Raw genomic sequence first — 25131 nt, forward strand, 5'->3', positions numbered from 1 at the left:
TTCTACTTGGCTGAAACACCGCCATCGGGAGCAAGCCCCCTCCCACACTTGATCTCCGTTTGTCAGGGACGACCGAGCAGGTGACTCGTGGCAGTCTTGAGTTGCATCGGCCGTACCTGCGGCGCCAATCCTCCAAATACAACACAAATAAAATGTGGGAGGGGGCTTGCTCCCGATAGCGGTGGGTCAGTCGGCATCTACTTGGCTGAAACACCGCCATCGGGGGCAAGCCCCCTCCCACACTTGATCTACGTTTGTCAGGGACGACCGAGGGGTGGCTCGTGGCAGTCTTGAGCTTCATTCGCCGTACCAGAGCCGCCAATCTTCCAAACACAACACCGGTCAAATGTGGGAGGGGGCTTGCTCCCGATGGCGGTGTGTCAGTCGACATCTACTTGACTGAAACACCGCCATCGGGGGCAAGCCCCCTCCCACACTTGATCTCCGTTTGTCAGGGACGACCGAGCAGGTGGCTCGTGGCAGTCTTGAGCTTTATTGGCCGTACCAGAGCCGCCAATCCTCCAGACACAACACCGGTCAAATGTGGGAGGGGGCTTGCTCCCGATAGCAGTGGATCAGTCGGCTTCTACTTGGCTGAAACACCGCCATCGGGGGCAAGCCCCCTCCCACACTTGATCTACGTTTGTCAGGGCCGACCGAGCAGGTGACTCGTGGCAGTCTTGAGTTGCATCGGCCGTACCTGCGGCGCCAATCCTCCAAACACAACACAAATAAAATGTGGGAGGGGGCTTGCTCCCGATAGCGGTGGGTCAGTCGACATCTACTTGGCTGAAACACCGTCATCGGGGGCAAGCCCCCTCCCACACTTGATCTACGTTTGTCAGGGACGACCGAGGGGTGGCTCGTGGCAGTATTGAGCTTCATTGGCCGTACCTGCGGCGCCAATCCTCCAAACACAACACCGGTCAAATGTGGGAGGGGGCTTGCTCCCGATAGCGATGGGTCAGTCGACATCTACTTGACTGAAACACAGCCATCGGGGGCAAGCCCCCTCCCACACTTGATCTCCGTTTGTCAGGGCCGACCGAGCAGGTGGCTCATGGCGGTCTTGAGTTTCATCGGGCGTACTGGTTTGTGCATCAAGGTGTGCCCCAATTCGCGGATCTGTTGCTTCAACTCGTTGCTGTAGTTGGCGGTGATCATCAGCGCCGGGATTGCACTGGCCCGGCGTGCGTTGATGCGTGCCACGGCATCTACACCGTTCTGGTCGTCGTCGAGGTGATAGTCGGCGATCAGCAAGTCGGCTTCGGCATGGTAGTTGTCCACCTGCCGTGCCAAATCCTGTTCCGACAAGGCGGTAATCACCCGGCAGCCCCAGCCTTCCAGCAAGGTGCGCATGCCCGCGCAGATCGCCGCGTCGTTATCCAGCACCCACACCCGTGCGCCTTGCAGGCGTTCGAGCATCGGTTCGCTCATGGCCAGCATCGGCAGTGACTTGGGTGCCGTGGCGCTCAACGGCACCTCCACCGAGAACATCGAGCCCTGGCCCGGCCAGGATTTGACGCTGATCCGATGACCCAGTATCCCCGCGATTTTTTCCACGATCGCCAGCCCCAGGCCCAACCCGCGGTCCTGGTCCGGACGCTGCACATCGCCGCGTTTGAACTCCTGAAAGATCTCCTCCAGCCGTTCCTCGGCGATACCCATGCCGCTGTCCCACACCTGGATCGACAGGCGCTGGTGCTGGCGGCGACATCCCAGCACCACACGCCCTTTGTAGGTATAGCGAATCGCATTGCTCAGCAGGTTGCGCAGAATCCGCGCCAGCAACTGAATATCACTGCGCACCAGCGCCGAGCAGCCGACAAAATGCAGCTCCAGGCCCTCGCTGCGGGCCAATTCGGTGTATTCGGCTGCCAGGTTGTCGAGCAATTCACTCAGGGCAAACGGCGCGATGTCGGCCTTGATCACCCCGGCATCCAGCTTGGAAATATCCACCAGAGTACCCAGCAGGTTTTCCACGTCTTCCAGGGAATTGCTCACGTTGCGCACCAACTGTTCGCTGGGGCGTTCGAGCAAAGCGCTGGTGAACAATCGCGCGGCGTTCAGCGGTTGCAGCAGGTCGTGGCTGACGGCGGCGAGGAATTTGGTTTTCGACAGGTTGGCCTGTTCGGCTTCGAGCTTGGCTTCGCGCAGGCGGGTTTCCATGCGGCGGCGCTCGTCGATTTCCTTGAGCAACTGGTCGTTAAGCGCAGTGAGTTCCGAGGTGCGCTGGGCGACACGCTGCTCCAAGTGTTGATAGGCCTGATGCAGGGCCTCGGCGGTGCGGCGGCGTTCGGTGATGTCGCGGATCAGCACAAAGATCCCCACCACTTCGCCACTGGCCAGCAGATTGGGGACATAGGAGCGCAGCATGTAGCGCTCCTGGTTATTGATATTGGTCTCGGCGAATTCAAAGGTCACGCTCTCCCCCGCCAAGGCCCGGGCGACGTAGGCGTCCAGGCGCTGGCAGTGCTGTTCGCTGTGGACCTCGCGCAGGCTCTGGCCGAGCATCATGCCGCGCGGCCAGCAGTACCATTCTTCGTAGACTTTGTTGGTGAACTCGTAGACCAGGTCAGCATTCAGGTAGCCGATCAGGGCCGGAACGTGGTCGGTGATCAAGCGAATCCAGCGCTCGCTTTCCTGGGCTTTCTGCGCCGCCACCTGTTCGCCGCGCAGGGTTTCGGCACGCAGCCGGGCGTTGATCAGCAAGTGGTTGCTGGCCTTGAGTTCGGCCATCGCCTGGTTCAGCGCGTCGGTGCGTTCGCGCACTTGCTCGGCCAGTACCACCGAATGCTGGAAGGTGGTGTAGGGGTTGTTGCCCTGGGTCACGCCGGACTCAATGCGCTCGATCAGCGCGGCGTTGATCCGCGCCAGCTTGTGGTTGTCCTGTTGCAGCTGGGCAACCTGGGCGAGCAGTTCAGCGCCGGCCTCGGGCAATGGCGACCCCGGTGAAGGTCTGGTTGATATGCATGCCATTGAACTGTTCTCCGTAGGTGTTGAACCCCATCACACGCTGGTCACGCAGGAAGCCGCCGATCTGTTCCAGATTGTCACTGTCTTCCAGCTCAAGGCGGCGCAGGAAGCAGTCGCAGCCGATGGTCAACAGCAGGTCGCCAAGGCGCGCTTGCAGGCCGTCGAACAGCGTTTGCAGGTTCGGCAAGATCGGCCCGGGCTTCATCACGGTGAGGACGATGCCGTTTTCCACGGCGCAGTAGAAACTCAGGCTCAAGTCGTCGTGCACTTGCTGGATCGCGCGTACGTAATACTGATCGTGGATGCGCACCGCCAGCGGGTGCGCCGCGAACACGCGGTGATCGAGATCGGCCACGGCCACGCCGATATGCCGCGCGTACTCTTCGGCGGCAGGTTCGGCGTTGAGCTCGAAGACCCGGCGCGACGGGCTGTCGGCGCCGGTCACCACCAGCTTTTCACTGCGCGGCAGAATGTGGTGGGTGGTAAACACCTCGAAGTCCAGCCAGGTATTGACCAACACCACCACCGCCGCGCCGCTGTGGAAGGCGCCGTTAAAGTACACGTGGGTGTGGGTGAGGAAGTTGTCGTCGCCGGCCGAACCGCCAAAATGCGGAATGTCGCCAAGCGCGGCGCTGAGGGCCGCGAGCACCACCTCTTCACGGCTGGACAGGCCATCGAGCAGGGTCAGGGCGAACGTGTTGCCCTTGATCGGCGCCAGGGTATTGCTGCGGCAACCGCCGACCAGACGTTCGACCATCTGCTGGGCGTCGATCAGGCTGAAGTGTTCCACCTGATCGATCAGCTCGGTGGCGATGGAAAAGTGCGCGTGGTTAAAGCCCATTGCCGTCACGCAATTGCGGCCGTAGCCCTGGGGCGTGATCTCGCCGGCGCTGGTGCAACCCACCACGCGCACGTTACCGAAGCACTGTTGCAGGGCCTGGCCCAACGCCTGCAAATCGTAGGAGGCCGAACAGAAAAACAGCACAAACCCCAGGTAGGGGTGCAGCAGTTGACGGGCCAACTCCTCAGCCGCCTGCCCGGCGTCGGTGGCCTGGGACATGGCGCTGATTACGCCTTCACTGTTATGCATCGTTGGTTCCCCCTCTGAGGCATGAGTGTACGAAGGGCGGGGGGTGGGACCTATGCTACTTGGGTACTGGGTGGGGGGATGCGATGGGATGAGTCTCTCCACTGACCGATCCACCCCATCGGGGCAAAGGTATCTACACCTTGCCTAAAAGCCGACGCATAACGCGGTGGTGAGCGGGCTTGCCCCGCGCTGGGCTGCGCAGCAGCCCCAATAAAAACGCGGGGATATTTCTGGTAGAACTCAGCGTCTGGTTTGGGGCTGCTTCGCAGCCCAGCGCGGGGCAAGCCCGCTCACCACGAAAGCACTATTTTCCCAGAATGTGTTTTCACCAAAGAGGTGTAGATACCTCTGCCTGTGGGGGGCAAATCGAATCGTCGCACCGCCCCTCCCCCATTTTTAAATGGCTTACCACGTCAGGACTGCACCTACCGCAAAGGTATCGGTGTCTTCATTCTGCGCACGGGTGTCATGCCCCTTGATCTGGAATTGGTTGTACTCCGCCACCAGCTTCAGGTTGTCGTTCACGTCATGAAACAACGCAATCCCGCGCGTCTCATAATCCGCCCCGCTGCCCACCACGCCGTTGCCGTCGTCCTCTGTCTTGCCGTAGGACAGCGCCAGACGGTTCTTGCCCACTTTGTACGAGCCTTGCACCAGGTAACCGTTGCTGTCCACATTGCGCAGGGTGGCTTCCCCGGCATTGTTGGTGAAGAACGGGTTGATGCCCTTGGCCTGGAAGCCCGAACCGGTCAGCGACAAGCCGCCGATTTTCGCCTGTACGCCATAGCCCAGGCCTTTGGACGTCACCGATTCGACGGTGGAGTCGGTGTTGTCCGAAGTCTGGTAGCTGCCATTGAGCCAGCTGTAGATCTTCGCCCCGCCCAGGTCGAACTGGTAGGTGATCTCGCTCTCGGTGCGCGGGTTCTTCTGGTAGGCCTTGCCCAGTGCGCTGCTGTCGTTGGTGTCCACCGGGTCCATGATGCCGACGGCCACGCGCAGGCCGTCCATCATTGGGGTGCGGTAGGTAATCTGCGAGGTGGGGAACGGGTACGGGTAGCCGCTGCCGATATTGCCGAACGACACACCGCCGCCGTCCACCAGGCCAAGGCTGTCGCTGACCTGGCCGTAACCGGCGAGCAGTTCATCGAGCAGGATATTGGAGCGGGCGAACAGGCCGAAGTCCTTGCCGATCAGCACTTCGCCCCACTCTGGGTTCGCCACGGTGCCGTAAAACTGGCGCACATCGATGGCGGTGTCGGTGCCGTTGGTTTCGCTGTCGTTGATCGTCACCCAAAACGAGGCGCGGGCGCCGAGCTTGAGGTCGTCGACCTGCTTGCCCATGTTGAAGCCCAAGTAGTTGGGCAGAAAACCCATCTTCACCCGGGATTGGCGGCGGTCGTATTGGTCGCCGGCGCGGTCCACGTCACTGTTGACGTAGAAAGCGTTGATGTAGCCGTCGGTGGAAAAGGTGGTTTCGTCCTTGTCGTACAGCATGATTTCGGCGTCAGCGAACGGGCTGAGGCTAAGGCCGACGATAAAAGCAGGTAACAGACGCAGGGGGAGATTTTTATTGTTATGCATGGCGCGCTCCGCAACGGGGACTTGATGTCGGAGGCGATTATCGAAAAGCGCCAGGCCACGGCCTACGCTGCCTTGGCCGTGGTTTCAAGGTGCTTTGGACGGGCAGCGGGTGCCCGGCAACTCTGGTGTAAGACGGGCCCGGTCACAGGCCCTGCACTTAGTGCGTAAGACCGGCCTTGGCCAACATGCCCACAGCCACCAGTACACACAGACTGGCAAACCCCACCTGCAAGGTGCGCGCGGGGATCACGGAACACAGGCGCCGGCCGACCAGCATGCCGACGATACTGGCGCCGATAAACACCCAGCCCACCGGTTCGATGCTCACCCCGGCATGCAACGCACCGGCCACGCCGATCAGCGAGATCAGGCTGATCACCATCAACGAGGTGGCGACGATGCCGCGCATCTGTACGTCGGTGAGTTGTTTGAACGCCGGCACGATCAGGAAGCCTCCGCCCACGCCGAGCAAACCGGAGACCGCACCGGTCACGGCGCCGAGCGCGGCCAGGGTGGCGCTGCATTTGGCGGTCCAGGCCAGGCGTCCAGTCTGTTGATTGAGCATGCAGTTCTTCTGGCCCCAGGAGGCGGCGCCGTGATCACTCGGCCCGGCCTCGACCTTTTCACGCTGCAACATGCGCCAGGCCACCAGCACCATCAGCGCACTGAACAAGCCCATCAGCACCGGTTCCGTCATTTGGTGAGCAAGAAACACCCCCAGCGGCGAAAACAGCGCGCCGAGCAAGGCGATCAGCAGCGCGGCGCGGTAACGCACCAGGCCGTGGCGCAAGCCATCAATCGCACCGACGGCCGCCGCCGCGCCCACCGCCAGCAAAGACACCGGCGCGGCCTGGGTCATGCTCAAGCCCAATCCCAGCACCAACGCCGGCACCCCAAGGATGCCGCCGCCCGCACCGGTCAGGCCCATGACCAGGCCCATCAACACACCCAACACACTGGCCAGCAGCATTCAGTCCACCTTGCTCAGACGGGTCAGCCACTCGCGGCCCTTGAGCATGCCGTTCCAGTAGAACCACGGCAGCAGCGTAGCCTTGAGGAACCACATCGAACGGCGCGCCTTGGTCGGATCGAGGGCGAAGGTCGGCAGCAACTTGCCGCCGTAGCCGAACTCGGCAAGCACCACCTTGCCCTTCTCCACCGTCAGCGGGCAGGACCCGTAGCCGTCGTACTTGAGCGGCAAGGTTGCTTGCTTACGCAGGGCCAGCAGGTTTTCGGCAACCACCACGATCTGCTTGCGCACAGCGGCGGCGGTCTTGGCGTTGGTGGTGCCGCACACATCGCCCAGGCCGAAGATGTGCGGGTAGTGCAGGTGTTGCAGGGTATGGGGGTGCACTTCACACCAACCGGCGGCGTCAGCCAGCGGGCTTTGGCGGATAAAGTCCGGGGCGACTTGCGGCGGGACGACGTGCAGCAGGTCGAAGGATTTCTCTTCAACCGTTGTATTGCCCTCGGCGTCTTTCACTGCAAACCAGGCCTTGCGTGCCGGACCGTCAACTTTCACCAGATTGGAATTGAACGCCAGGCGCGCGTTGTATTTTTCAACGTACTTCATCAACGGCGGCACAAAGGTCGCCACCCCGAACAGCGCCGCCCCGGCCAGGTTGAATTCCACATCAATGTGCTTGAGACGGCCCTGCTTGAGCCAGTGATCGCAGGACAGGTACATGGCTTTCTGCGGCGCGCCGGCGCATTTGATCGGCATGGCCGGCTGGGTGAAGATCGCCTTGCCGCCCTTCAACTGCTGCACCAACTGCCAGGTGTAGGCGGCGTATTCGTAGCTGTAGTTGGAGGTGACGCCGTGCTGACCGAGGGTGTCTTGCAAGCCCTCGATAGCCTCCCAGGCCAGGCGCAGGCCGGGACACACGATGAGATGCTGCCAACTCACGCGCTGGCCGCTGTCGAGTAAGAGGGTCTGCTCGTCCGGCAGCACCTCGCTGACCGCTGCCTGTATCCAGGTGACGCCATTAGGCAGCACGTCGGCCAACGGGCGGCGGGTCTTTTTCAGGTCATAGGCGCCGCCGCCCACGAGGGTCCAGGCCGGCTGGTAGCAATGGTGGTCGTTGGGTTCGATGAGGGTGATGTTCAGGTCGGGGTCGCGCTTGAGCAGGCTGGCCAGCAGGCCGATGCCTGCCGAACCGCCGCCGATGACAACGATATCGCCACTGATGGTTGGGCCCCAGTGTTGTTCGGTCATGGTCTGATGCCTTTTATCGTCAATGCACACAAGGGTCGTTGCCGTATGGCGTCACGCCCAGCTTTTTATGACCGCGCCGCAGTACAGCCCGGACAGGGTTTTCATCACTTGGATCACTTCGTGGCTGGCCAGCCCGTAGAAGATGTACTTGCCTTCCCGACGGGTGGCGACCAACCCTTCGTCGCGCAAGATGCCCAACTGTTGTGACAGGGTGGGCTGGCGCACGCCGGTCATCGTTTCCAGCTCGCCGACGTTGCGCTCGCCCTGGGTCAACTGGCACAGGATCAACAGGCGATCCTCATTAGCCAGGGCCTTGAGCAAGGCACAGGCCTTGGACGCCGACGCGCGCAACTGGGCAACTTCGCCTTCACTCAGAGTAGATTCCATTTGCCTCGGGTCCTTTGCCTCACTTAAGCTCAAAACATTATGTGTAAATGTAAAGTGATTGTAATCACTTTTTTCAGCATCAGGGGCAGCCGTCATGTCAGCGTTGATTCATTCCTTTCTGGACGAGACGTCGTCGACCTACACCTACGTCGTCTATGAAACGGACGGCGGCCCCTGTGCCATCGTCGATTCGGTCCTCAACTACGACCCGGCCTCCGGGCGTACTGACACCGCCCAGGCCGACAAGGTTATTGCCTTTGTGCGTGAGCACAGCTTGCAAGTGCAGTGGCTGTTGGAGACACACGCCCATGCCGACCACCTGTCCGCCGCGCCGTACCTGCGCCGGACAGTGGGCGGCAAGATCGCCATTGGTCAGTCGATCAGCAAGGTGCAGGGCGTGTTCAAGAACCTATTCAACCTGGAGCCGGAATTTCGCGTCGACGGCTCGCAGTTCGACCACCTGTTTGCGCCGGATGAAATCTTTCACATCGGCAACCTCAAGGCCCAGGCGCTGCACGTGCCCGGCCACACCCCGGCGGACATGGCTTATCTGATCGAGGATCGATTGATCCTGGTCGGCGACACCCTGTTCATGCCCGATGTCGGCACGGCCCGCTGCGACTTCCCCGGCGGCGATGCGCGGCAGCTGTATGCGTCGATGCGCAAGCTGTTGGCCTTCGCTCCCGACACGCAGCTTTACGTGTGCCATGACTACCCGCCCGAGGGTCGCGAGGCAAAATGCCTGACGACCGTGGCGCAGCAGCGAGCGGGCAATATTCATGTGCATGACGGAGTGGATGAAGCGACGTTTGTGGCGATGCGCACCCAACGCGATGCTGGGCTGGGGATGCCCACGCTGTTGTTGCCGGCGATCCAAGTGAATGTGCGGGCCGGTCATATGCCGCCAGCGGAGGCAAACGGGGTGGTTTACTTGAAGATTCCGTTGAACCAGCTCTAAAGCCGCCCCGCATGGCGTCCATGCCATTGAATGTTCCGAGGGTGTTACGCAGGTGTGATCAGGCTACGGCAAATTTCGACACGATCTGCTTGAGGTCCACCGCCAGCCGCGACAGCTCTTGGCTGGCAATCGACGTCTGCCCGGCCGCCGAAGAACTCTGAATGGAAAGATCACGGATGCTGATCAGGTTCTGGTCCACCGAGCGGGCCACATGGGCCTGTTCTTCAGAGGCCGTGGCGATCAACAGGTTGCGGTCATTGATGTCGGTAATGGCGTCGGTGATCTGAGTAATCGCGGCGCCCGCTTCATGGGCGATCTTCAATGAATCCACTGCTTCGTTGCGGTTAAGGGCCATGGAAGACACCGCTTCGCTGGAGCATGTTTGGATTTTCGCGATCATCTGCTCGATTTCCTGGGTCGAGGTCTGGGTTCTATGGGCCAATGCCCGCACTTCGTCGGCGACGACCGCAAAGCCTCGACCCTGCTCCCCTGCCCTGGCCGCCTCAATGGCAGCGTTCAAGGCCAGCAGGTTGGTTTGCTCGGCAATTGAACGGATCACTTCAACCACTCGGGCAATATCCTGGGCCTGCTTGGCCAACCCTTCGACTTCGACGCCGGTCTGCTGCACCGTGGCGCTGAGCTTCTCGATGGAGGCGATGGTTTGCTTCACACGCTCCTGGCCGACTTTGGCCGAGCGCTGGGAATCCTGTGTTGACTGGGAAGCCGACACCGCATTGCGCGCCACTTCTTCCACGGCCGCCGTCATTTCGTTAACCGCCGTGGCGGCCTGATCGGTTTCCATGCTTTGGCGTTCAATACCGGCGCTGGACTCGCGGGTAATGGCGCTCATCTCCTCCGCCGCCGCAGCCAATTGCCCGGACGCCTCCGAGATATGCTGCAAGGTGCTTTTCAGGTTCATTTGCATAGACGCGGTAGATCGTTGCAACTCGGTCAACTCGTCGTTGCCATTGATGGCAATCGCCACGCGCAGATCGCCGTCAGCAATCTTGCCGGTTGATACCAACAGTTCACGGACCGGAGTAATGATGCTGCGGGTAAACAGGCTTGCAACCACGACGGTGACCATCAAGGAGGTGCCCATCAATATCCAAGTGAACAGACGCGCCGCGTCATATTCGCTGGAAGCCACCTGAACCGCCGTATTGGAGCCACCGGAATTCAACGCGATCAACTCGCTGATGGAACGCTGTACATCAAGGGCAATCGGCCCATTGACGTCACGCAAATAAGTCGACATCTGTTCAGCAGACAACGTCGAGGCTTGCGCGAGGAACTCATCCATCTTCTGGCTGTAGTTCTTTATGCCGGTCAATGCGTCGTTGTACTTGGCTTGTTCTTCGGGGCTTGAGACTAACGGCGCATAACGCTCTGCAATATCAAGGGCTTCCTTGCGCGTCGCTTTGAGCTTCTCAAGGGAGGTCGGATCCTGGCGCCCGATATCCATGGCATAGCGGCGTAGATCAAGACGCAGTTTGTAAAAAGCCGAATCTATTTCACCTGCCGAACGAATACTGGGAAGCCAGTTAGATTCGATTTCAACCGTCGATGAATAGACTTTATCGACTTTTATCAGCGTCATTGCTCCTTGGATCAACAGCAAAAGACACACCACACCAAAACAAAGTGTGGTACGGAAGTTCAGCTTCAAGGCTCTCATGGACATCGCGGCGCACCCCTTTCCTGGGCCGCGAACTTCACGGCCTGATGGGGATTAATGTGTTAAACCAGACGTGAAAAATACGTGACTAATTAGGTATTTTTTTATTGGCAACCCTAAATATTTAAATAGCGAGTTTAGGTGTCTAGCTAACTATTAACGTGCCAAGGGAAACCGCGCCACTTTATTAGACCATCAGTCCATCTCTTGGCAGTGGCAATGCTGTTTTGTAACGCACTTGTTTGAGGGCAAAACTGGAGCGGATATTCGCCACCCCCGGTACCTTGGTCAGAAAGTCCATCATGAACCGCTCCAGCGACTGGATCGTCGGCACCAACACCCGAATCAAATAGTCCGGATCGCCGGCCATCAAATAGCACTCCATCACCTCGGGCCGGTCGGAAATCGCGCCTTCGAACTGCTGCAACGCCAGTTCGTTCTGCTTTTCAAGGCTCACATGGATAAACACGTTGACGTGCAGCCCCAGTAAATCGGCGTCGAGCAGCGTGACCTGCTCGCGAATCAGGCCCAATTCCTCCATCGCCTTGACCCGGTTGAAACACGGCGTGGGCGACAGGTTGACCGAGCGGGCCAGGTCGGCGTTGGTGATGCGGGCATTCTCCTGCAGAGCGTTGAGAATGCCGATATCGGTACGGTCCAGTTTGCGCATGAGACAAAATCACCTGTTTATTATGTTTATGCAGGTTTTTTATCCGCAATTGATCCCAGGTGCAACGAAACAGAGATAAATATTCTTCTACGCCACGCCTATGATTGTTGTAGGACAAGATTTCTTCTACCCGAAGACTGACTGTCAGCTAGCGCGCCCACTACAAGAAATTCACAAGATCGAGCGTAGAAGCCATGACCCAGCAGTACGAACCACTGCGCCTGCACGTCCCTGAACCCTCGGGCCGACCAGGCTGCAAGACCGACTTCACCTACCTGCGCCTGACCGACGCCGGCCTGGTGCGCAAACCCGCCATCGACGTAGAACCCGCCGACACCGCCGACCTGGCCAAGGGCCTGATCCGCGTACTCGACGACCAGGGCCAAGCCTTGGGACCGTGGGCCGAAGGCGTCTCCACTGACATCATGCGCAAAGGCATGCGTGCGATGCTCAAGACGCGCATCTTCGACAACCGCATGGTGGTCGCACAGCGTCAGAAAAAAATGTCGTTCTACATGCAAAGCCTCGGCGAAGAAGCCATCGGCAGCGCCCAGGCCCTGGCCTTGAACATCGACGACATGTGCTTCCCCACCTACCGCCAGCAAAGCATCCTGATGGCCCGCGAAGTGCCACTGGTGGACCTGATCTGCCAGTTGCTGTCCAACGAGCGCGACCCGCTCAAGGGTCGCCAGTTGCCGATCATGTATTCGGTGAAAGACGCCGGCTTCTTCACCATTTCCGGCAACCTCGCCACCCAATTCGTTCAGGGCGTGGGCTGGGGCATGGCCTCGGCGATCAAGGGCGATACCAAGATCGCCTCGGCCTGGATCGGCGACGGCGCCACCGCCGAATCCGACTTCCACACCGCCCTCACCTTTGCCCACGTGTACCGCGCGCCGGTGATTCTCAACGTGGTCAACAACCAATGGGCTATCTCCACCTTCCAGGCCATCGCCGGCGGTGAAGCCACCACTTTCGCCGGACGCGGCGTCGGCTGTGGCATCGCTTCCCTGCGCGTGGACGGCAACGACTTTATCGCCGTGTACGCTGCCTCCGCCTGGGCCGCTGAACGTGCGCGGCGCAACCTCGGCCCGAGCCTGATCGAGTGGGTCACCTACCGTGCGGGCCCGCACTCCACGTCCGATGATCCGTCCAAATACCGCCCCGCCGATGACTGGAGCCACTTCCCGTTGGGCGATCCGATTGCTCGTCTCAAACAGCACCTGATCAAGATTGGCCAGTGGTCCGAAGAGGAACACGCGGCGGTCAGTGCTGAACTTGAAGCCGAGGTGATCGCCGCGCAGAAACAGGCCGAACAGTACGGCACCCTGGCCGGTGGCCAGATTCCAAGCGCCGCGACCATGTTCGAAGACGTCTATAAAGAGATGCCGGAGCACTTGAAGCGCCAGCGTCAAGAGTTGGGGGTCTGACATGAACGATCACAACAACAGCATCGAATTGGAAACCGCCATGACCACCACCACCATGACCATGATCCAGGCCCTGCGCTCGGCCATGGATGTGATGCTTGAACGTGATGACAACGTGGTGGTGTTCGGCCAGGACGTGGGTTACTTCGGCGGTGTGTTCCGTTGCACCGAAGGCTTGCAGACCAAGTACGGCAGCTCGCGGGTGTTCGACGCACCGATCTCGGAAAGCGGCATTATCGGCGTGGCCGTGGGCATGGGTGCCTATGGCCTGCGCCCGGTGGCTGAGATTCAGTTTGCCGACTATGTGTACCCCGCCACCGACCAGATCATCTCCGAAGCGGCGCGCCTGCGTTATCGCTCGGCCGGCCAGTTCACTGCACCGCTGACCATGCGCATGCCCTGTGGCGGCGGCATCTACGGCGGCCAGACCCACAGCCAGAGCATCGAAGCGGTGTTCACCCAGGTCTGCGGCCTGCGCACGGTGATGCCGTCCAACCCATACGACGCTAAAGGCCTGCTGATCGCCTCGATCGAAAACGATGACCCGGTGATCTTCCTTGAGCCTAAACGCCTGTACAACGGCCCGTTCGATGGCCACCACGACCGCCCGGTAACACCGTGGTCGAAACACCCGCAAGCGCAAGTGCCGGACGGTTACTACACCGTGCCGCTGGACGTGGCCGCCATTGTGCGTCCGGGGTCGGCAGTCACCGTGCTGACCTACGGCACCACGGTTTATGTGTCCCAAGTCGCTGCCGAAGAAACCGGCATCGACGCCGAAGTCATCGACCTGCGCAGCCTGTGGCCGCTGGACCTGGAGACCATCGTCAAATCCGTGAAGAAAACCGGCCGTTGCGTGGTGGTGCACGAAGCCACCCGCACCTGCGGTTTTGGTGCCGAGTTGGTGGCGCTGGTGCAAGAGCATTGCTTCCACCACCTGGAAGCGCCGATCGAACGCGTCACCGGCTGGGACACCCCTTACCCGCACGCGCAGGAGTGGGCGTATTTCCCAGGCCCGTCCCGAGTGGGCGCGGCGTTGAAACGGGTCATGGAGGTCTGAATGGGCACGCACGTTATCAAGATGCCGGACATTGGCGAAGGCATCGCGGAAGTTGAACTGTCGGTCTGGCATGTGAAGGTCGGCGACATGGTCGTCGAAGACCAGGTGCTGGCGGATGTGATGACCGACAAGGCGATGGTGGATATTCCCTCGCCGGTGCACGGCAAAGTGATTTCCCTTGGCGGCGAGCCGGGTGAAGTGATGGCCGTGGGCAGTATTCTGATCAGCATTGAAGTAGAAGGTGCGGGCAACGCCAAGGAGGCGCCCGTGGTGGCGGAGCCGGTGAAAGCTGCTCCCGTTGTCGAGGCCAAACCTGCACCAGTGGTTGAAAGCAAGCCCGCGCCCGTCGTGACCGCACAGGCCCCTGTGGCCCGCGATGCCGATGAACGCCCCCTGGCCTCCCCCGCCGTGCGCAAGCATGCGCTGGATGCCGGAATTCAACTGCGTCTGGTCCAGGGCTCCGGCCCCGCCGGGCGGATCCTGCACGAAGACCTCGACGCCTACCTGCAACAAGGGGCGTCAAACGCTTCGACGGCAGCCAACCCTTACGCCGAACGCAACACCGAAGAACAGATCCCGGTGATCGGCATGCGCCGCAAGATTGCCCAGCGCATGCAGGACGCCACCCGCCGTGCCGCGCATTTCAGCTATGTGGAAGAGATCGACGTCACCGCCCTCGACGAGCTGCGCGTGCACCTCAACGAGAAGCATGGCGCAACGCGCGGCAAGCTGACGTTACTGCCGTTTATCGTGCGCGCCATGGTCGTGGCGCTGCGGGATTTCCCGCAGATCAACGCGCGTTATGACGACGAAGCCCAGGTCATCACCCGCCTCGGCGCGGTGCATGTGGGCGTCGCCACCCAGAGCGACGTGGGCTTGATGGTGCCGGTGGTGCGTCACGCCGAAGCCCGCAGCCTGTGGGGCAATGCCGAGGAAATCGCGCGTTTGGCCACGGCCGCGCGCAATGGCAAGGCCAGTCGTGACGAGTTGTCGGGTTCGACCATTACCTTGACCAGCCTGGGCGCCTTGGGCGGCATCGTCAGCACCCCGGTGCTGAACTTGCCGGAGGTGGCTATCGTTGGCGTCAACCGTATCGTTGAGCGGCCAATGGTGATCAAGGGCCAGATCGTGATTCGCAAAATGATGAACCTCTCCAGCTCCTTCGATCACCGCGTGGTCGATGGCATGGACGCGGCGCAATTCATCCAGGCCATTCGCGGCCTGCTCGAACAACCCGCCAGCCTGTTCCTGGAGTAATGGCATGACTCAGACATTGCATACCACGCTGCTGATTATCGGCGGCGGCCCTGGCGGTTATGTGGCCGCCATTCGTGCCGGCCAACTGGGCATCCCGACCATCCTGGTGGAAGGCCAGGCGTTGGGCGGCACCTGCCTGAACATCGGCTGCATTCCGTCCAAGGCCTTGATCCATGTGGCCGAGCAGTTTCAGCAAACCATCCACCATAGCCAGGGTTCGCAACTGGGTATCGAAGTGGATGTGCCGACCCTGGACATCCGCAAAAGCGTTGAATGGAAAAACGGCATCGTCGACCGCCTGACCACTGGCGTCGCCGCACTGCTTAAAAAGCACAAAGTGCAGGTGATCCACGGCTGGGCCAAGGTGGTGGACGGCAAGACCGTCGACGTTGGCGACCAGCGCATCCAGTGCGAACACCTGCTGCTGGCCACCGGTTCGAAAAGCGTCAACCTGCCGATGCTGCCAATTGGCGGGCCGATCATCTCCTCCACCGAAGCCCTGGCGCCGACCCGGGTGCCCAAGCGCCTGATTGTGGTGGGCGGCGGCTACATTGGCCTTGAGCTGGGGATTGCCTATCGCAAGCTGGGTGCTGAGGTGAGTGTGGTCGAGGCCCAGGATCGCATCCTGCCGGCTTACGACGCCGAGCTGACCCAGCCGGTGAACGAATCTCTCAAGCAACTGGGGGTGAAGCTGTACCTCAAGCACAGCGTCACCGGGTTTGCCGACAACTGCCTGCAAGTGCGTGATCCGAACGGCGATACGGTGTCGCTGAAGACCGATCAGGTCCTGGTGGCCGTGGGTCGCAAACCCAACACCCAAGGCTGGAACCTTGAAGCGCTGAACTTGGCGATGAATGGCGCGGCAATCAAGATCGACAGCCGTTGCCAGACCAGCATGCGCAATGTGTACGCCATCGGCGACTTGAGCGGCGAGCCGATGCTCGCCCACCGCGCCATGGCCCAGGGCGAAATGGTTGCCGAACTGATCAGCGGTCAACACCGCGAATTCAACCCGGCGGCAATCCCGGCGGTGTGCTTTACCGACCCGGAACTGGTGGTGGTCGGCAAGACCCCGGACGACGCCAAGGCGGCAGGCCTGGACTGCATCGTGTCGAGTTTCCCCTTCGCAGCCAACGGCCGGGCGATGACCCTGGAGTCGAAAACCGGCTTCGTGCGAGTGGTGGCGCGGCGTGACAATCATCTGATTGTCGGCTGGCAGGCCGTGGGTGTGGGTGTATCTGAGCTGTCCACTGCGTTCGGCCTGAGCCTGGAAATGGGTTCGCGCCTGGAGGATGTAGCCGGCACCATCCACGCTCACCCGACGCTCGGCGAGGCGGTGCAGGAAGCTGCGCTGCGCGCATTGGGCCACGCGTTGCATCTGTAAAACCGTGGTGAGGCCATCGGGGGCAAGTCGAATCGTCGCACCGCCCCTCCCACAGGGGAATGCATTCCACATGTGGGACGGGGCTTGCCCCCCGATAGCGGTGGATCGGTCAAAACAGAGGCTGAAGGCTTCCACCCAGTGGCTCCCACACAAGCCAAGAATGAAGTATTGTTGCGCCCATTCAGAAAAAAACCGACTTGACCAAAGATAGAGGGTGTCATGGGTAACGAAAGCATCAATTGGGACAAGCTGGGTTTTGACTACATCAAGACCGACAAACGGTATATCCAGACCTTTAAAGACGGCGAGTGGCAAGCAGGCTCCCTGACTGACGACAACGTGCTGCACATCAGTGAGGGCTCCACCGCTCTGCACTATGGCCAGCAGTGCTTTGAAGGCCTCAAGGCCTACCGCTGCAAGGACGGCTCGATCAACCTGTTCCGTCCGGACCAGAATGCCGCGCGCATGCAACGCAGCTGCGCCCGCCTGCTGATGCCCCATGTGCCGACCGACGTGTTCATCGACGCCTGCAAACAGGTGGTCAAGGCCAACGAGCGTTTCATCCCGCCGTACGGCAGTGGCGGCGCGCTGTACCTGCGCCCGTTCGTGATCGGTACCGGTGACAACATCGGCGTGCGTACCGCGCCGGAGTTCATCTTCTCGGTGTTCTGCATTCCGGTCGGTGCCTACTTCAAGGGCGGCCTGGTGCCACACAACTTCCAGATCTCCACCTTCGACCGCGCCGCGCCACAAGGCACCGGTGCTGCGAAAGTGGGCGGCAACTACGCGGCCAGCTTGATGCCGGGCTCTGAAGCGAAAAAATCCGGTTTCGCCGATGCGATCTACCTGGATCCGATGACTCACTCGAAGATCGAAGAAGTCGGCTCGGCCAACTTCTTCGGGATCACCCACGACAACACGTTCATCACGCCGAAGTCGCCTTCGGTGCTGCCAGGCATCACCCGCCTGTCGCTGATCGAACTGGCCAAGACCCGCCTGGGCCTGGAAGTGGTCGAAGGCGAAGTGTTCATCGACAAGCTGGCTGACTTCAAGGAAGCCGGCGCCTGCGGTACTGCTGCGGTGATCTCGCCGATCGGCGGCATCCAGTACAACGGCAACCTGCATGTGTTCCACAGCGAAACCGAAGTCGGCCCGATCACCCAGAAGCTCTACAAAGAGCTGACCGGTGTGCAGACCGGCGACGTCGAAGCACCAGCGGGTTGGATCGTGAAGGTCTAACAGCCTCAACGCATATCCCATGTGGGAGGGGGCTTGCCCCCGATAGCAGTGGGTCAGTCAATGAATCTGTTGACTGATACACCGCCATCGGGAGCAAGCCCCCTCCCACATTTGCTCTCCGGCGTATTCAAGACTCTTTCGGGATATTCTCGGCAATCTTCTTACCCATGCTGACCCTCGCCTCCACCCCATACCCCAGCGCCTCGTAAAACCCCGCCACCGCCTCATTGCCACTGGTGATCTGCAGGTTGATCTTCATGCAGCCCAGCGCCGTCAACGCCTGTTCCGCATGCCGCACCAGCGAAGAGCCCAGGCCATGACGCCGGTAGTCCGTGTGCACCGCCACCGAATAGAGCCAACCACGATGCCCGTCGTACCCGGCGAGAATGGTGCCGATCACGTTTTTTTTATCCGTCGCCACGAAGAACAACCCGTCATTGACCGCCAGCTTCTTATCGATCGCCAGGCTCGGCAGGTTATGGGCCGTGTCATAACCAAACGCCGCCTGCCATAGCTCAATCACCTGCGCGCGATGCGGACGATCGCGATATGGCCCGATGGGGTAGCGCGATGACAACGTCTTTTCCATCACCAGCGTGCGCTCGTTGCCATGGTAAACATCGCGCACCGTGTGAAACCCCAGCTTGGTGTAGAACGGCTCGGCGGTCAGCGAAGACGGCACACTTAATACGGTGACTCCTGCTTCGCGGGCGCGTAGTTCGATTTCCATCATCAGCAACCGGCCAATGCCCTGCCCTTGCAAGGTCGGGTTGACGAACACCGAGCGCACCACATTGGCATCAAGTGCCGCCGTGGCGACCACCCTCTGATCCTCAATCGCCACCAGCACGACACGGCGCTTGAGCAAGGCCAACACCGCGTCCGGCGTGAAGTTGCTCGCCACACGGGCAATCACGTCCGCCGGGTAATCCCGCGCATTGCTGCTGTGCAGGGCCGCCAGGATGACCTGGCTGATCCCTTCGGCATCGGTGGGTTGGGCGAGACGAACGGCGGTAGACATGATTCCTCCTGGCTGACGGCGCTATAACAGGCGCCACTGTACCAATGTGGGAGGTGGCTTGCCCCTCCCACATTTTGACCGCATTCCACCTCTCGCAGCCGATTCGGCTGGCCTACCCCCCTTTTCAGCTTTCCCGGCTGAGCCGCCCCTTGGTTTCAGCCGGGATTCATCCCGCACAAGCCACAAAATAGCCCCACTGCATCTTTGTTCACCGCCTTACTCATGGATCCGTGCACCCATGCAAACCACCAACACCGTCTTGATGATTCGCCCGGCGCGCTTTGCCTTCAACCCGGACACTGCGATCAACAACCGCTTTCAACGCCCGCCCCTTGACCCGCTCAGCGCACAGCAGAAAGCGCTGGAAGAGTTCGACGGTTATGTCGACACCCTGCGCCAGCACGGCGTGGAAGTGCTGGTGGTGCAGGACACTCCGGCGCCCCACACTCCCGACTCAATCTTCCCCAACAACTGGTGGAGTAGCCACGCCGACGGCAGCCTGGTGCTGTACCCGATGGAAGGCCAGAACCGACGACTGGAGCGCAACAAGGGTGTGTTGCAAGTGCTGGAGCAACGTTTTGCGATCAACAGCACCATCGACCTCAGCCACCTCGAACAACAGAACATATTCCTCGAAGGCACCGGCAGCATGGTGCTCGACCGCCAACACCGCATCAGCTACGCCTGCCACTCCGGGCGCACCCATCAGGATGCGCTGCGCGAATTCGCCGAACGCCTCGACTACCGGCTCTGCCTATTCCATGCGGTTGACCGCCACCACGCGCCGATCTACCACAGCAACGTGATGATGAGCGTCGGCCGCGACCTTTCGGTGGTGTGCCTGCAAGCCCTGCCCGACCAAAACGAACGCCTGGCCCTGGAACGCTCCCTGCGCGACACCGGCAAGGACATCCTCGCCCTCGACTTCGACCAATTGGAAGCCTTCGCCGGCAACATGCTTGAAGTCCACGACCGCGACGGCCAGCCGCTGCTGGTGATGTCTGCCAGCGCCTGGGGCGCACTGCAACCGGCCCAGCGCCAGCATGTGGAACGCCATACGCGGCCTGTGGTGGTGAATATCGACAACATCGAACGCATCGGCGGCGGCAGTGCCCGCTGCATGCTCGCGGAAGTGCACCTGCCCGCCCGCCCCTCATTTCAATAAGGAGTCTTGCCATGACCCGCTATATCGACGTCAACGACCTCAGCTACCTGGTCTCGCAAAAAGGCCTGCAAACCTGCATCACCGAGATGGCCGAGTACATTCGCGCTGACTACCTGCGCTGGCAGGAGTTTGAAAAGTGCGCGCGCCTGGCCAACCACTCGCCGGATGGCGTGATCGAGTTGATGCCGGTGTCAGACGCGTCGCTGTACGCCTTCAAGTACGTCAACGGCCACCCAAAAAACACCCTCGCCGGAATGCTCACCGTCATGGCGTTCGGTGCGTTGGGCGACGTGGACACCGGCAAACCAGTGCTGCTGGCAGAAATGACCCTGACTACCGCCATTCGCACCGCCGCCACCTCGGCGCTGGTCGCGCGTTATCTGGCCCGAGACAACAGCCGCAGCATGGCGTTGATCGGCAACGGCTCGCAGAGCGAGTTTCAGGCCCTGGCCTTCCACGCCATGCTCGGCATCAACGAAATCCGCCTGTTCGATATCGACGCCAAGGCCACTGCCAAACTGGCAGCCAACCTCAAGGCCTTCCCGGCGATCAGGGTGATCCTGGCCGGCAGCGTGGCGGAAGCGGTCAAGGGCGCGGATATCGTCACCACCGTGACCGCAGACAAGGCCTACGCCACCATCCTTACTGACGAGATGATCGAACCAGGCATGCACCTCAATGCCGTGGGCGGCGACTGCCCAGGCAAGACCGAACTGGACCAACGCATCGTCGAGCGCGCCCGGGTCATCGTCGAGTACGAGCCGCAAAGCCGTATCGAAGGTGAGATCCAGCACATGCCGAAAGACTCGCCGGTGACCGAGCTGTGGCAGGTGATCAACGGCCAGGTAGCCGGCCGCGAGAATGAGCGCCAGATCACCCTGTTCGACTCGGTAGGTTTTGCCATCGAAGACTACTCGGCCCTGCGCTACGTGCTCGACGTGGCCAAGGCTCTGGATGTGGGCAGCGAGTTGGAGTTGGTGCCGGACCTGGCCGACCCGAAAGACCTGTTCGCACGCCTGGCCCAGCAGCCACGCGCACAGCACAAAAAGCGCGCCTGAGACCGCTCTGGCCTGCCCCTTTGCGCCGAGGGCAGGCCCGACTTACAGAGCTGAAAAGCCGATTCAGCGGGTGCAACAGCCGATTCCGCTGCAATGCTCGTTTTAACAGCGCAATTTGCGCTTTGAGCACCGGGTAAACGACACAAAAAAAGCACCACCATCAAGCATTCTGAGCCCGACCGAAGAGTCACCGAATGAATGCAAGCCGCACCCTTTTTACTGCCCTGACATCAATTACAAAATATAGGGACTGACACATGATTCCACTGCGATCACTTTTCGCTGCGTTGCTGTTGCCACTGTGCGCCAGCGCCGCCCACGCCCAGGACTGGAAAGAAATCCGCTTCGGCGTATTCCCCGAATACCCACCCTTTGAATCCGTGGCCGCTGACGGCAGCCTGCAAGGCTTCGATATCGAATTGGGCAATGCCATCTGCGCCAAGCTCGAAGTCAAATGCACCTGGGTGCACAACGAATTCGACGGCATGATCCCGGCGCTGCGCGCGCGCAAATTCGACGCCATCATGTCGTCCATGGCCGTGACGCCGGCCCGTGAAAAAGTCATCGACTTCAGCGACCGGCTGTTCCTCAGCCCAACCTCGGTGATCACCCGCAAAAGCGCCGACTTCGGCGACACGCCTGAATCGTTGAAAGGCAAGCAGGTCGGCGTACTGCAAGGCTCGTTGCAGGAAGCCTATGCCCGTGCGCACCTGGCTAAGCTCGGGGCTCAGGTCAAGGCCTACCAGTCCCAGGAACAGAACTACGCCGACCTGCAAAACGGCCGCCTCGACGCCACCCTCACCGACAAACTCGAAGCCCAGCTCAACTTCCTGTCCAAACCTGAAGGCGCCGACTTCAAGACCGGCCCGGCCTTCAAGGACCCGACCCTGCCGCTGGATATCGCCATGGGGTTGCGCAAGAACGACCAGGAATTGCGTGCGCTGATCAATAAGGGCATCGCCGCCGTCCAGGCCGATGGCACCTACGCGCAGATCCAGAAGAAGTACTTCGGCGATCAGGACATCTACAACGAATAAGCCAACACAATCCCTGTGGGAAAAGATTTGTGTGGGAGGGGGCTTGCTCCCGATAGCGGTGGGTCAGTCACAACTGCATCAACTGACACACCCTCATCGGGAGCAAGCCCCCTCCCACAAAAGCCCCCCCACAGGGGTATGTCTGCGCCCTTTAGAGATTCCCCCCATGAACGAACTCCTCAACCTGCAAGGCTACGGCCCCATGCTGGCCCAGGGTGCCTGGATGACGCTCAAGCTGGCGTTCCTCGCGCTGGCCTTGAGCCTCACCCTCGGCCTGCTCGCCGCGGGCGCCAAGCTGTCCAGCGCCAAATGGCTGCGGGTGCCGGCCACGCTGTACACCACGTTGATCCGTAGCGTGCCGGACCTGGTGCTGATCCTGCTGATTTTCTACAGCCTGCAACTGTGGCTCAACGACCTGACCGAACGCGTCGGCTGGGACTATTTTGAAATCGACCCGTTTACCGCCGGCGTGATCACACTGGGGTTTATCTACGGCGCGTATTTCACCGAGAACTTCCGTGGCGCAATCCTCAGTGTGCCGGTCGGCCAACTGGAAGCCGCCACCGCCTATGGCTTGAGTCGCTGGCAGCGGTTTCATCTGGTGCTGTTTCCGCAGTTGATGCGCTTCGCTCTGCCAGGCCTGGGCAATAACTGGCTGGTACTGCTCAAGTCCACGGCGCTGGTGTCGATCATCGGCCTGTCGGACCTGGTCAAAGCCGCGCAAAACGCCGGCAAGACCACCAACGAGCCGCTGTACTTCCTGATCCTTGCCGGCCTGGTCTACTTGGTGATCACCACCCTCTCCAACCGCATCTTCAAGCGCCTCGAGCGGCGCTATAACCTCGGCATCAAGGGGATGGCGCGATGATCGAATTGTTCCAGCAATACGGCCTGGCCTACCTGTTCAGTGATGGCTCGGGCCTTTCCGGCGTGGCCATGACCCTGTGGCTGTTCATCATCTCGGTGGTGCTGGGCTTCATTCTGTCGATTCCCCTGGCACTGGCGCGGGTCTCGGAGCACTTCTGGCTGCGCTGGCCGGTGGAGGTCTACACCTACTTGTTTCGCGGCACGCCGCTGTATATCCAACTGCTGATTTGCTACACCGGGCTCTACAGCCTTGAAGTGGTACAGGACAACGCCCTGCTCAACCAGTTTTTCCGCAATGCGCTGAACTGCACCCTGCTGGCGTTTGTTTTGAACACCTGCGCCTACACCGTGGAGATCTTCGCCGGGGCGATTCGCAATATCCCTCATGGCGAGATCGAAGCCGCCCGCGCGTACGGTCTGCACGGCTGGCGCTTGAATCTGTTTGTGGTGGTGCCCGCCGCCCTGCGCCGCGCGTTGCCGGCCTACAGCAATGAAATGATCCTGATGTTGCACGCCACCTCGCTGGCGTTCACCGCCACCGTCGCCGATATCCTCAAAGTGGCCCGCGACGCCAATGCCGAGACGTTCCTGACGTTCCAGGCCTTTGGCATCGCTGCCCTGCTGTACATGTTGCTGTCCTTTGCACTGGTGGGCCTGTTTCGACTGGCCGAACGTCGCTGGATGCGTTTTCTTGTTCCTACCCGAGGCTAACCCATGAATCAGTCCGCGCAGGCCCTGGCCACTTATCCTGTCGATGTACCCGCTACCAAGGCTGCAACTGCTGCCATCAAGCTGCAAGTCGAAGGCATTCATAAACGCTACGGCGAGCACGAAGTGCTCAAGGGTGTTTCCCTTAACGCGCGCCAAGGCGATGTAATCAGCCTGATCGGCGCCAGCGGCTCCGGCAAAAGCACCATGCTGCGTTGCATCAACTTTCTGGAGCAGCCCGACGCTGGAGTCATCACCCTGGACGGCATCAGCATAGAAATGCAGCAAGGACGTGCCGGCACCCGTGCCCCGGATCAGGCGCAATTGCAGAACCTGCGCACGCGCCTGGCCATGGTGTTCCAGCACTTCAACTTGTGGAGCCACATGACCGTGCTGGAAAACATCACCATGGCGCCGCGCCGGGTGCTGGGCGTAAGTGCGGCCGAGGCGGAAAAACGCGCACGGATGTACCTGGACAAGGTCGGCCTGCCAGGCCGCGTGGCAGATCAATACCCGGCGTTCCTGTCCGGCGGCCAGCAACAGCGCGTGGCGATTGCGCGGGCCTTGGCGATGGAGCCGGAAATCATTCTGTTCGATGAGCCAACGTCCGCACTGGACCCAGAACTTGTAGGAGAAGTCCTCAAAGTCATACAGACGTTGGCCGAGGAAGGTCGTACCATGCTGATGGTCACCCACGAGATGGGCTTTGCCCGCCAGGTGTCCAGCCAAGTGCTGTTCTTACACCAGGGACGGGTCGAGGAACAAGGCAGCGCCGAGATCCTCGACCACCCCAAAAGCGAGCGCTTGCAGCAATTTCTTTCCAACCGTTTGAAGTGAAACCCATGGATACCAAGGCCAACGGACCCCATACCTCCCCCGCGCTGGATCGCATCGATGAGGCAATCATCGAAGTACTGCGCCATCAGGGGCGGATCACCTATGAAAAGCTCTCGTCACTGGTGCACCTCACCCCCAGGCCTTGCCTGGAGCGGGTGCGCAAGCTGGAGCGCCGTGGAGTGATCCGTGGGTATGGGGCGATCATCGACGTGCAGATGGTCTCGCCAGGGCTGTCGTTGCTGGTGCTGGTGGCCTTGTCCAACCAAAGCGGGCGCTCGGCGCAAAAGGCCTTCGAAGCTTGCATCAAAGCCTGCCCCCAGGTGTTCGAATGCCAGTTGATCAGCGGGCCGTTTGACTACAGTCTGCGCATGCGCTGTCGGGACATGGAGCATTACCGGGTGGTATCGGAGATCTGGCTGAACAATGATGAGTTGCACATTGATAAGTTGGTGGCGCATCCGGAGTTGGCGGTGGTGAAAAATACCGCCATCGAACTGGCCTGAGCCCCTCCAA

22 protein-coding genes are annotated in these 25131 nt (G+C 60.7%); 13 read left to right on the forward strand and 9 right to left on the reverse strand.

The window, feature by feature from the left end:
- Positions 1-1035: 1035 nt before the first annotated feature.
- The 6 genes from BW43_RS10640 to BW43_RS10615 all read right to left on the reverse strand — a co-directional run bounded on the left by BW43_RS10640 (position 1036) and on the right by BW43_RS10615 (position 8249).
- Complete coding sequence (locus BW43_RS10640) at positions 1036-2979, reverse strand: PAS domain-containing hybrid sensor histidine kinase/response regulator (protein ID WP_050442845.1); 1944 nt, start codon at positions 2977-2979, stop codon at positions 1036-1038.
- The gene (gene nosP, locus BW43_RS10635; protein ID WP_032888119.1) at positions 2921-4066 is read right to left on the reverse strand and encodes a nitric oxide-sensing protein NosP; all 1146 of its coding nucleotides are present in this window, start codon (positions 4064-4066) and stop codon (positions 2921-2923) included. The genes BW43_RS10640 and nosP overlap by 59 nt, the downstream gene beginning before the upstream one ends.
- A 405-nt stretch (positions 4067-4471) precedes the next feature.
- On the reverse strand, positions 4472-5647 hold the full coding sequence (locus BW43_RS10630; RefSeq protein ID WP_032888121.1) for a porin: 1176 nt from the start codon (positions 5645-5647) through the stop codon (positions 4472-4474).
- A gap of 157 nt (positions 5648-5804) precedes the next feature.
- On the reverse strand, positions 5805-6617 hold the full coding sequence (locus BW43_RS10625) for a sulfite exporter TauE/SafE family protein (RefSeq protein ID WP_032888123.1): 813 nt from the start codon (positions 6615-6617) through the stop codon (positions 5805-5807).
- A complete protein-coding gene (locus tag BW43_RS10620) occupies positions 6618-7862 on the reverse strand; it encodes an FAD/NAD(P)-binding oxidoreductase (protein WP_032888125.1) in 1245 nt (414 codons plus the stop codon).
- Between the two features lie 51 nt (positions 7863-7913).
- Complete coding sequence (locus BW43_RS10615) at positions 7914-8249, reverse strand: helix-turn-helix transcriptional regulator (RefSeq protein WP_017527038.1); 336 nt, start codon at positions 8247-8249, stop codon at positions 7914-7916.
- Positions 8250-8343: 94 nt separating this feature from the next.
- Here BW43_RS10615 and BW43_RS10610 point away from each other — a divergent pair, with 94 nt between their 5' ends.
- Entirely contained in the window at positions 8344-9207 is an 864-nt protein-coding gene (locus tag BW43_RS10610; RefSeq protein ID WP_032888127.1) for an MBL fold metallo-hydrolase, read from the forward strand.
- 58 nt (positions 9208-9265) lie between these two features.
- Here the strand turns inward: BW43_RS10610 and BW43_RS10605 are convergent, their stop codons facing one another.
- Positions 9266-10891: a methyl-accepting chemotaxis protein gene (locus tag BW43_RS10605; RefSeq protein WP_032888129.1), complete on the reverse strand. Its 1626-nt coding sequence runs from the start codon at positions 10889-10891 to the stop codon at positions 9266-9268.
- Between the two features lie 181 nt (positions 10892-11072).
- Positions 11073-11555, reverse strand: coding sequence for an Lrp/AsnC family transcriptional regulator (locus BW43_RS10600; protein WP_015884756.1), 483 nt, complete (start codon positions 11553-11555; stop codon positions 11073-11075).
- Between the two features lie 194 nt (positions 11556-11749).
- Between BW43_RS10600 and BW43_RS10595 the strand changes: the two genes are divergently transcribed.
- From BW43_RS10595 to BW43_RS10575, 5 genes are all read left to right on the forward strand, one after another.
- Positions 11750-12985 carry a 3-methyl-2-oxobutanoate dehydrogenase (2-methylpropanoyl-transferring) subunit alpha gene (locus tag BW43_RS10595; protein ID WP_032888133.1) on the forward strand — a complete coding sequence of 412 codons (1236 nt, stop codon included), beginning with the start codon at positions 11750-11752 and terminating at the stop codon, positions 12983-12985.
- Between the two features lies 1 nt (position 12986).
- The gene (locus BW43_RS10590) at positions 12987-14045 is read left to right on the forward strand and encodes an alpha-ketoacid dehydrogenase subunit beta (RefSeq protein WP_032888135.1); all 1059 of its coding nucleotides are present in this window, start codon (positions 12987-12989) and stop codon (positions 14043-14045) included.
- Positions 14046-15302, forward strand: coding sequence for a dihydrolipoamide acetyltransferase family protein (locus BW43_RS10585; RefSeq protein WP_032888137.1), 1257 nt, complete (start codon positions 14046-14048; stop codon positions 15300-15302).
- Between the two features lie 4 nt (positions 15303-15306).
- Complete coding sequence (gene lpdA, locus BW43_RS10580; protein ID WP_032888140.1) at positions 15307-16686, forward strand: dihydrolipoyl dehydrogenase; 1380 nt, start codon at positions 15307-15309, stop codon at positions 16684-16686.
- 219 nt (positions 16687-16905) lie between these two features.
- A complete protein-coding gene (locus tag BW43_RS10575) occupies positions 16906-17925 on the forward strand; it encodes a branched-chain amino acid aminotransferase (RefSeq protein ID WP_032888142.1) in 1020 nt (339 codons plus the stop codon).
- 127 nt (positions 17926-18052) lie between these two features.
- Here the strand turns inward: BW43_RS10575 and BW43_RS28425 are convergent, their stop codons facing one another.
- Positions 18053-18946 carry a GNAT family acetyltransferase gene (locus tag BW43_RS28425; protein ID WP_081797742.1) on the reverse strand — a complete coding sequence of 298 codons (894 nt, stop codon included), beginning with the start codon at positions 18944-18946 and terminating at the stop codon, positions 18053-18055.
- A gap of 238 nt (positions 18947-19184) precedes the next feature.
- Here BW43_RS28425 and ctlX point away from each other — a divergent pair, with 238 nt between their 5' ends.
- The 7 genes from ctlX (at position 19185) to BW43_RS10540 (ending at position 25121) form a co-directional block, all read left to right on the forward strand.
- Positions 19185-20111, forward strand: coding sequence for a citrulline utilization hydrolase CtlX (ctlX, locus tag BW43_RS10570; protein ID WP_032888144.1), 927 nt, complete (start codon positions 19185-19187; stop codon positions 20109-20111).
- A gap of 11 nt (positions 20112-20122) precedes the next feature.
- Positions 20123-21169 (forward strand): ornithine cyclodeaminase, encoded by a 1047-nt coding sequence (locus BW43_RS10565; RefSeq protein WP_032888147.1) that lies wholly within the window; start codon positions 20123-20125, stop codon positions 21167-21169.
- A gap of 257 nt (positions 21170-21426) precedes the next feature.
- On the forward strand, positions 21427-22206 hold the full coding sequence (locus tag BW43_RS10560) for an ABC transporter substrate-binding protein (protein ID WP_032888149.1): 780 nt from the start codon (positions 21427-21429) through the stop codon (positions 22204-22206).
- Between the two features lie 166 nt (positions 22207-22372).
- A complete protein-coding gene (locus BW43_RS10555; RefSeq protein ID WP_032888150.1) occupies positions 22373-23074 on the forward strand; it encodes an ABC transporter permease in 702 nt (233 codons plus the stop codon).
- Positions 23071-23784, forward strand: a complete 714-nt coding sequence (locus tag BW43_RS10550; protein WP_032888153.1) for an ABC transporter permease — start codon at positions 23071-23073, stop codon at positions 23782-23784. The genes BW43_RS10555 and BW43_RS10550 overlap by 4 nt, the downstream gene beginning before the upstream one ends.
- Before the next feature lie 3 nt (positions 23785-23787).
- Entirely contained in the window at positions 23788-24618 is an 831-nt protein-coding gene (locus BW43_RS10545; RefSeq protein ID WP_233896853.1) for an ABC transporter ATP-binding protein, read from the forward strand.
- A gap of 5 nt (positions 24619-24623) precedes the next feature.
- Positions 24624-25121: an Lrp/AsnC family transcriptional regulator gene (locus BW43_RS10540; protein WP_032888155.1), complete on the forward strand. Its 498-nt coding sequence runs from the start codon at positions 24624-24626 to the stop codon at positions 25119-25121.
- Positions 25122-25131 lie beyond the last annotated feature (10 nt).

Source organism: Pseudomonas sp. RIT357 (assembly GCF_000632245.1).
Classification (GTDB): Bacteria; Pseudomonadota; Gammaproteobacteria; order Pseudomonadales; family Pseudomonadaceae; genus Aquipseudomonas; species Aquipseudomonas sivasensis.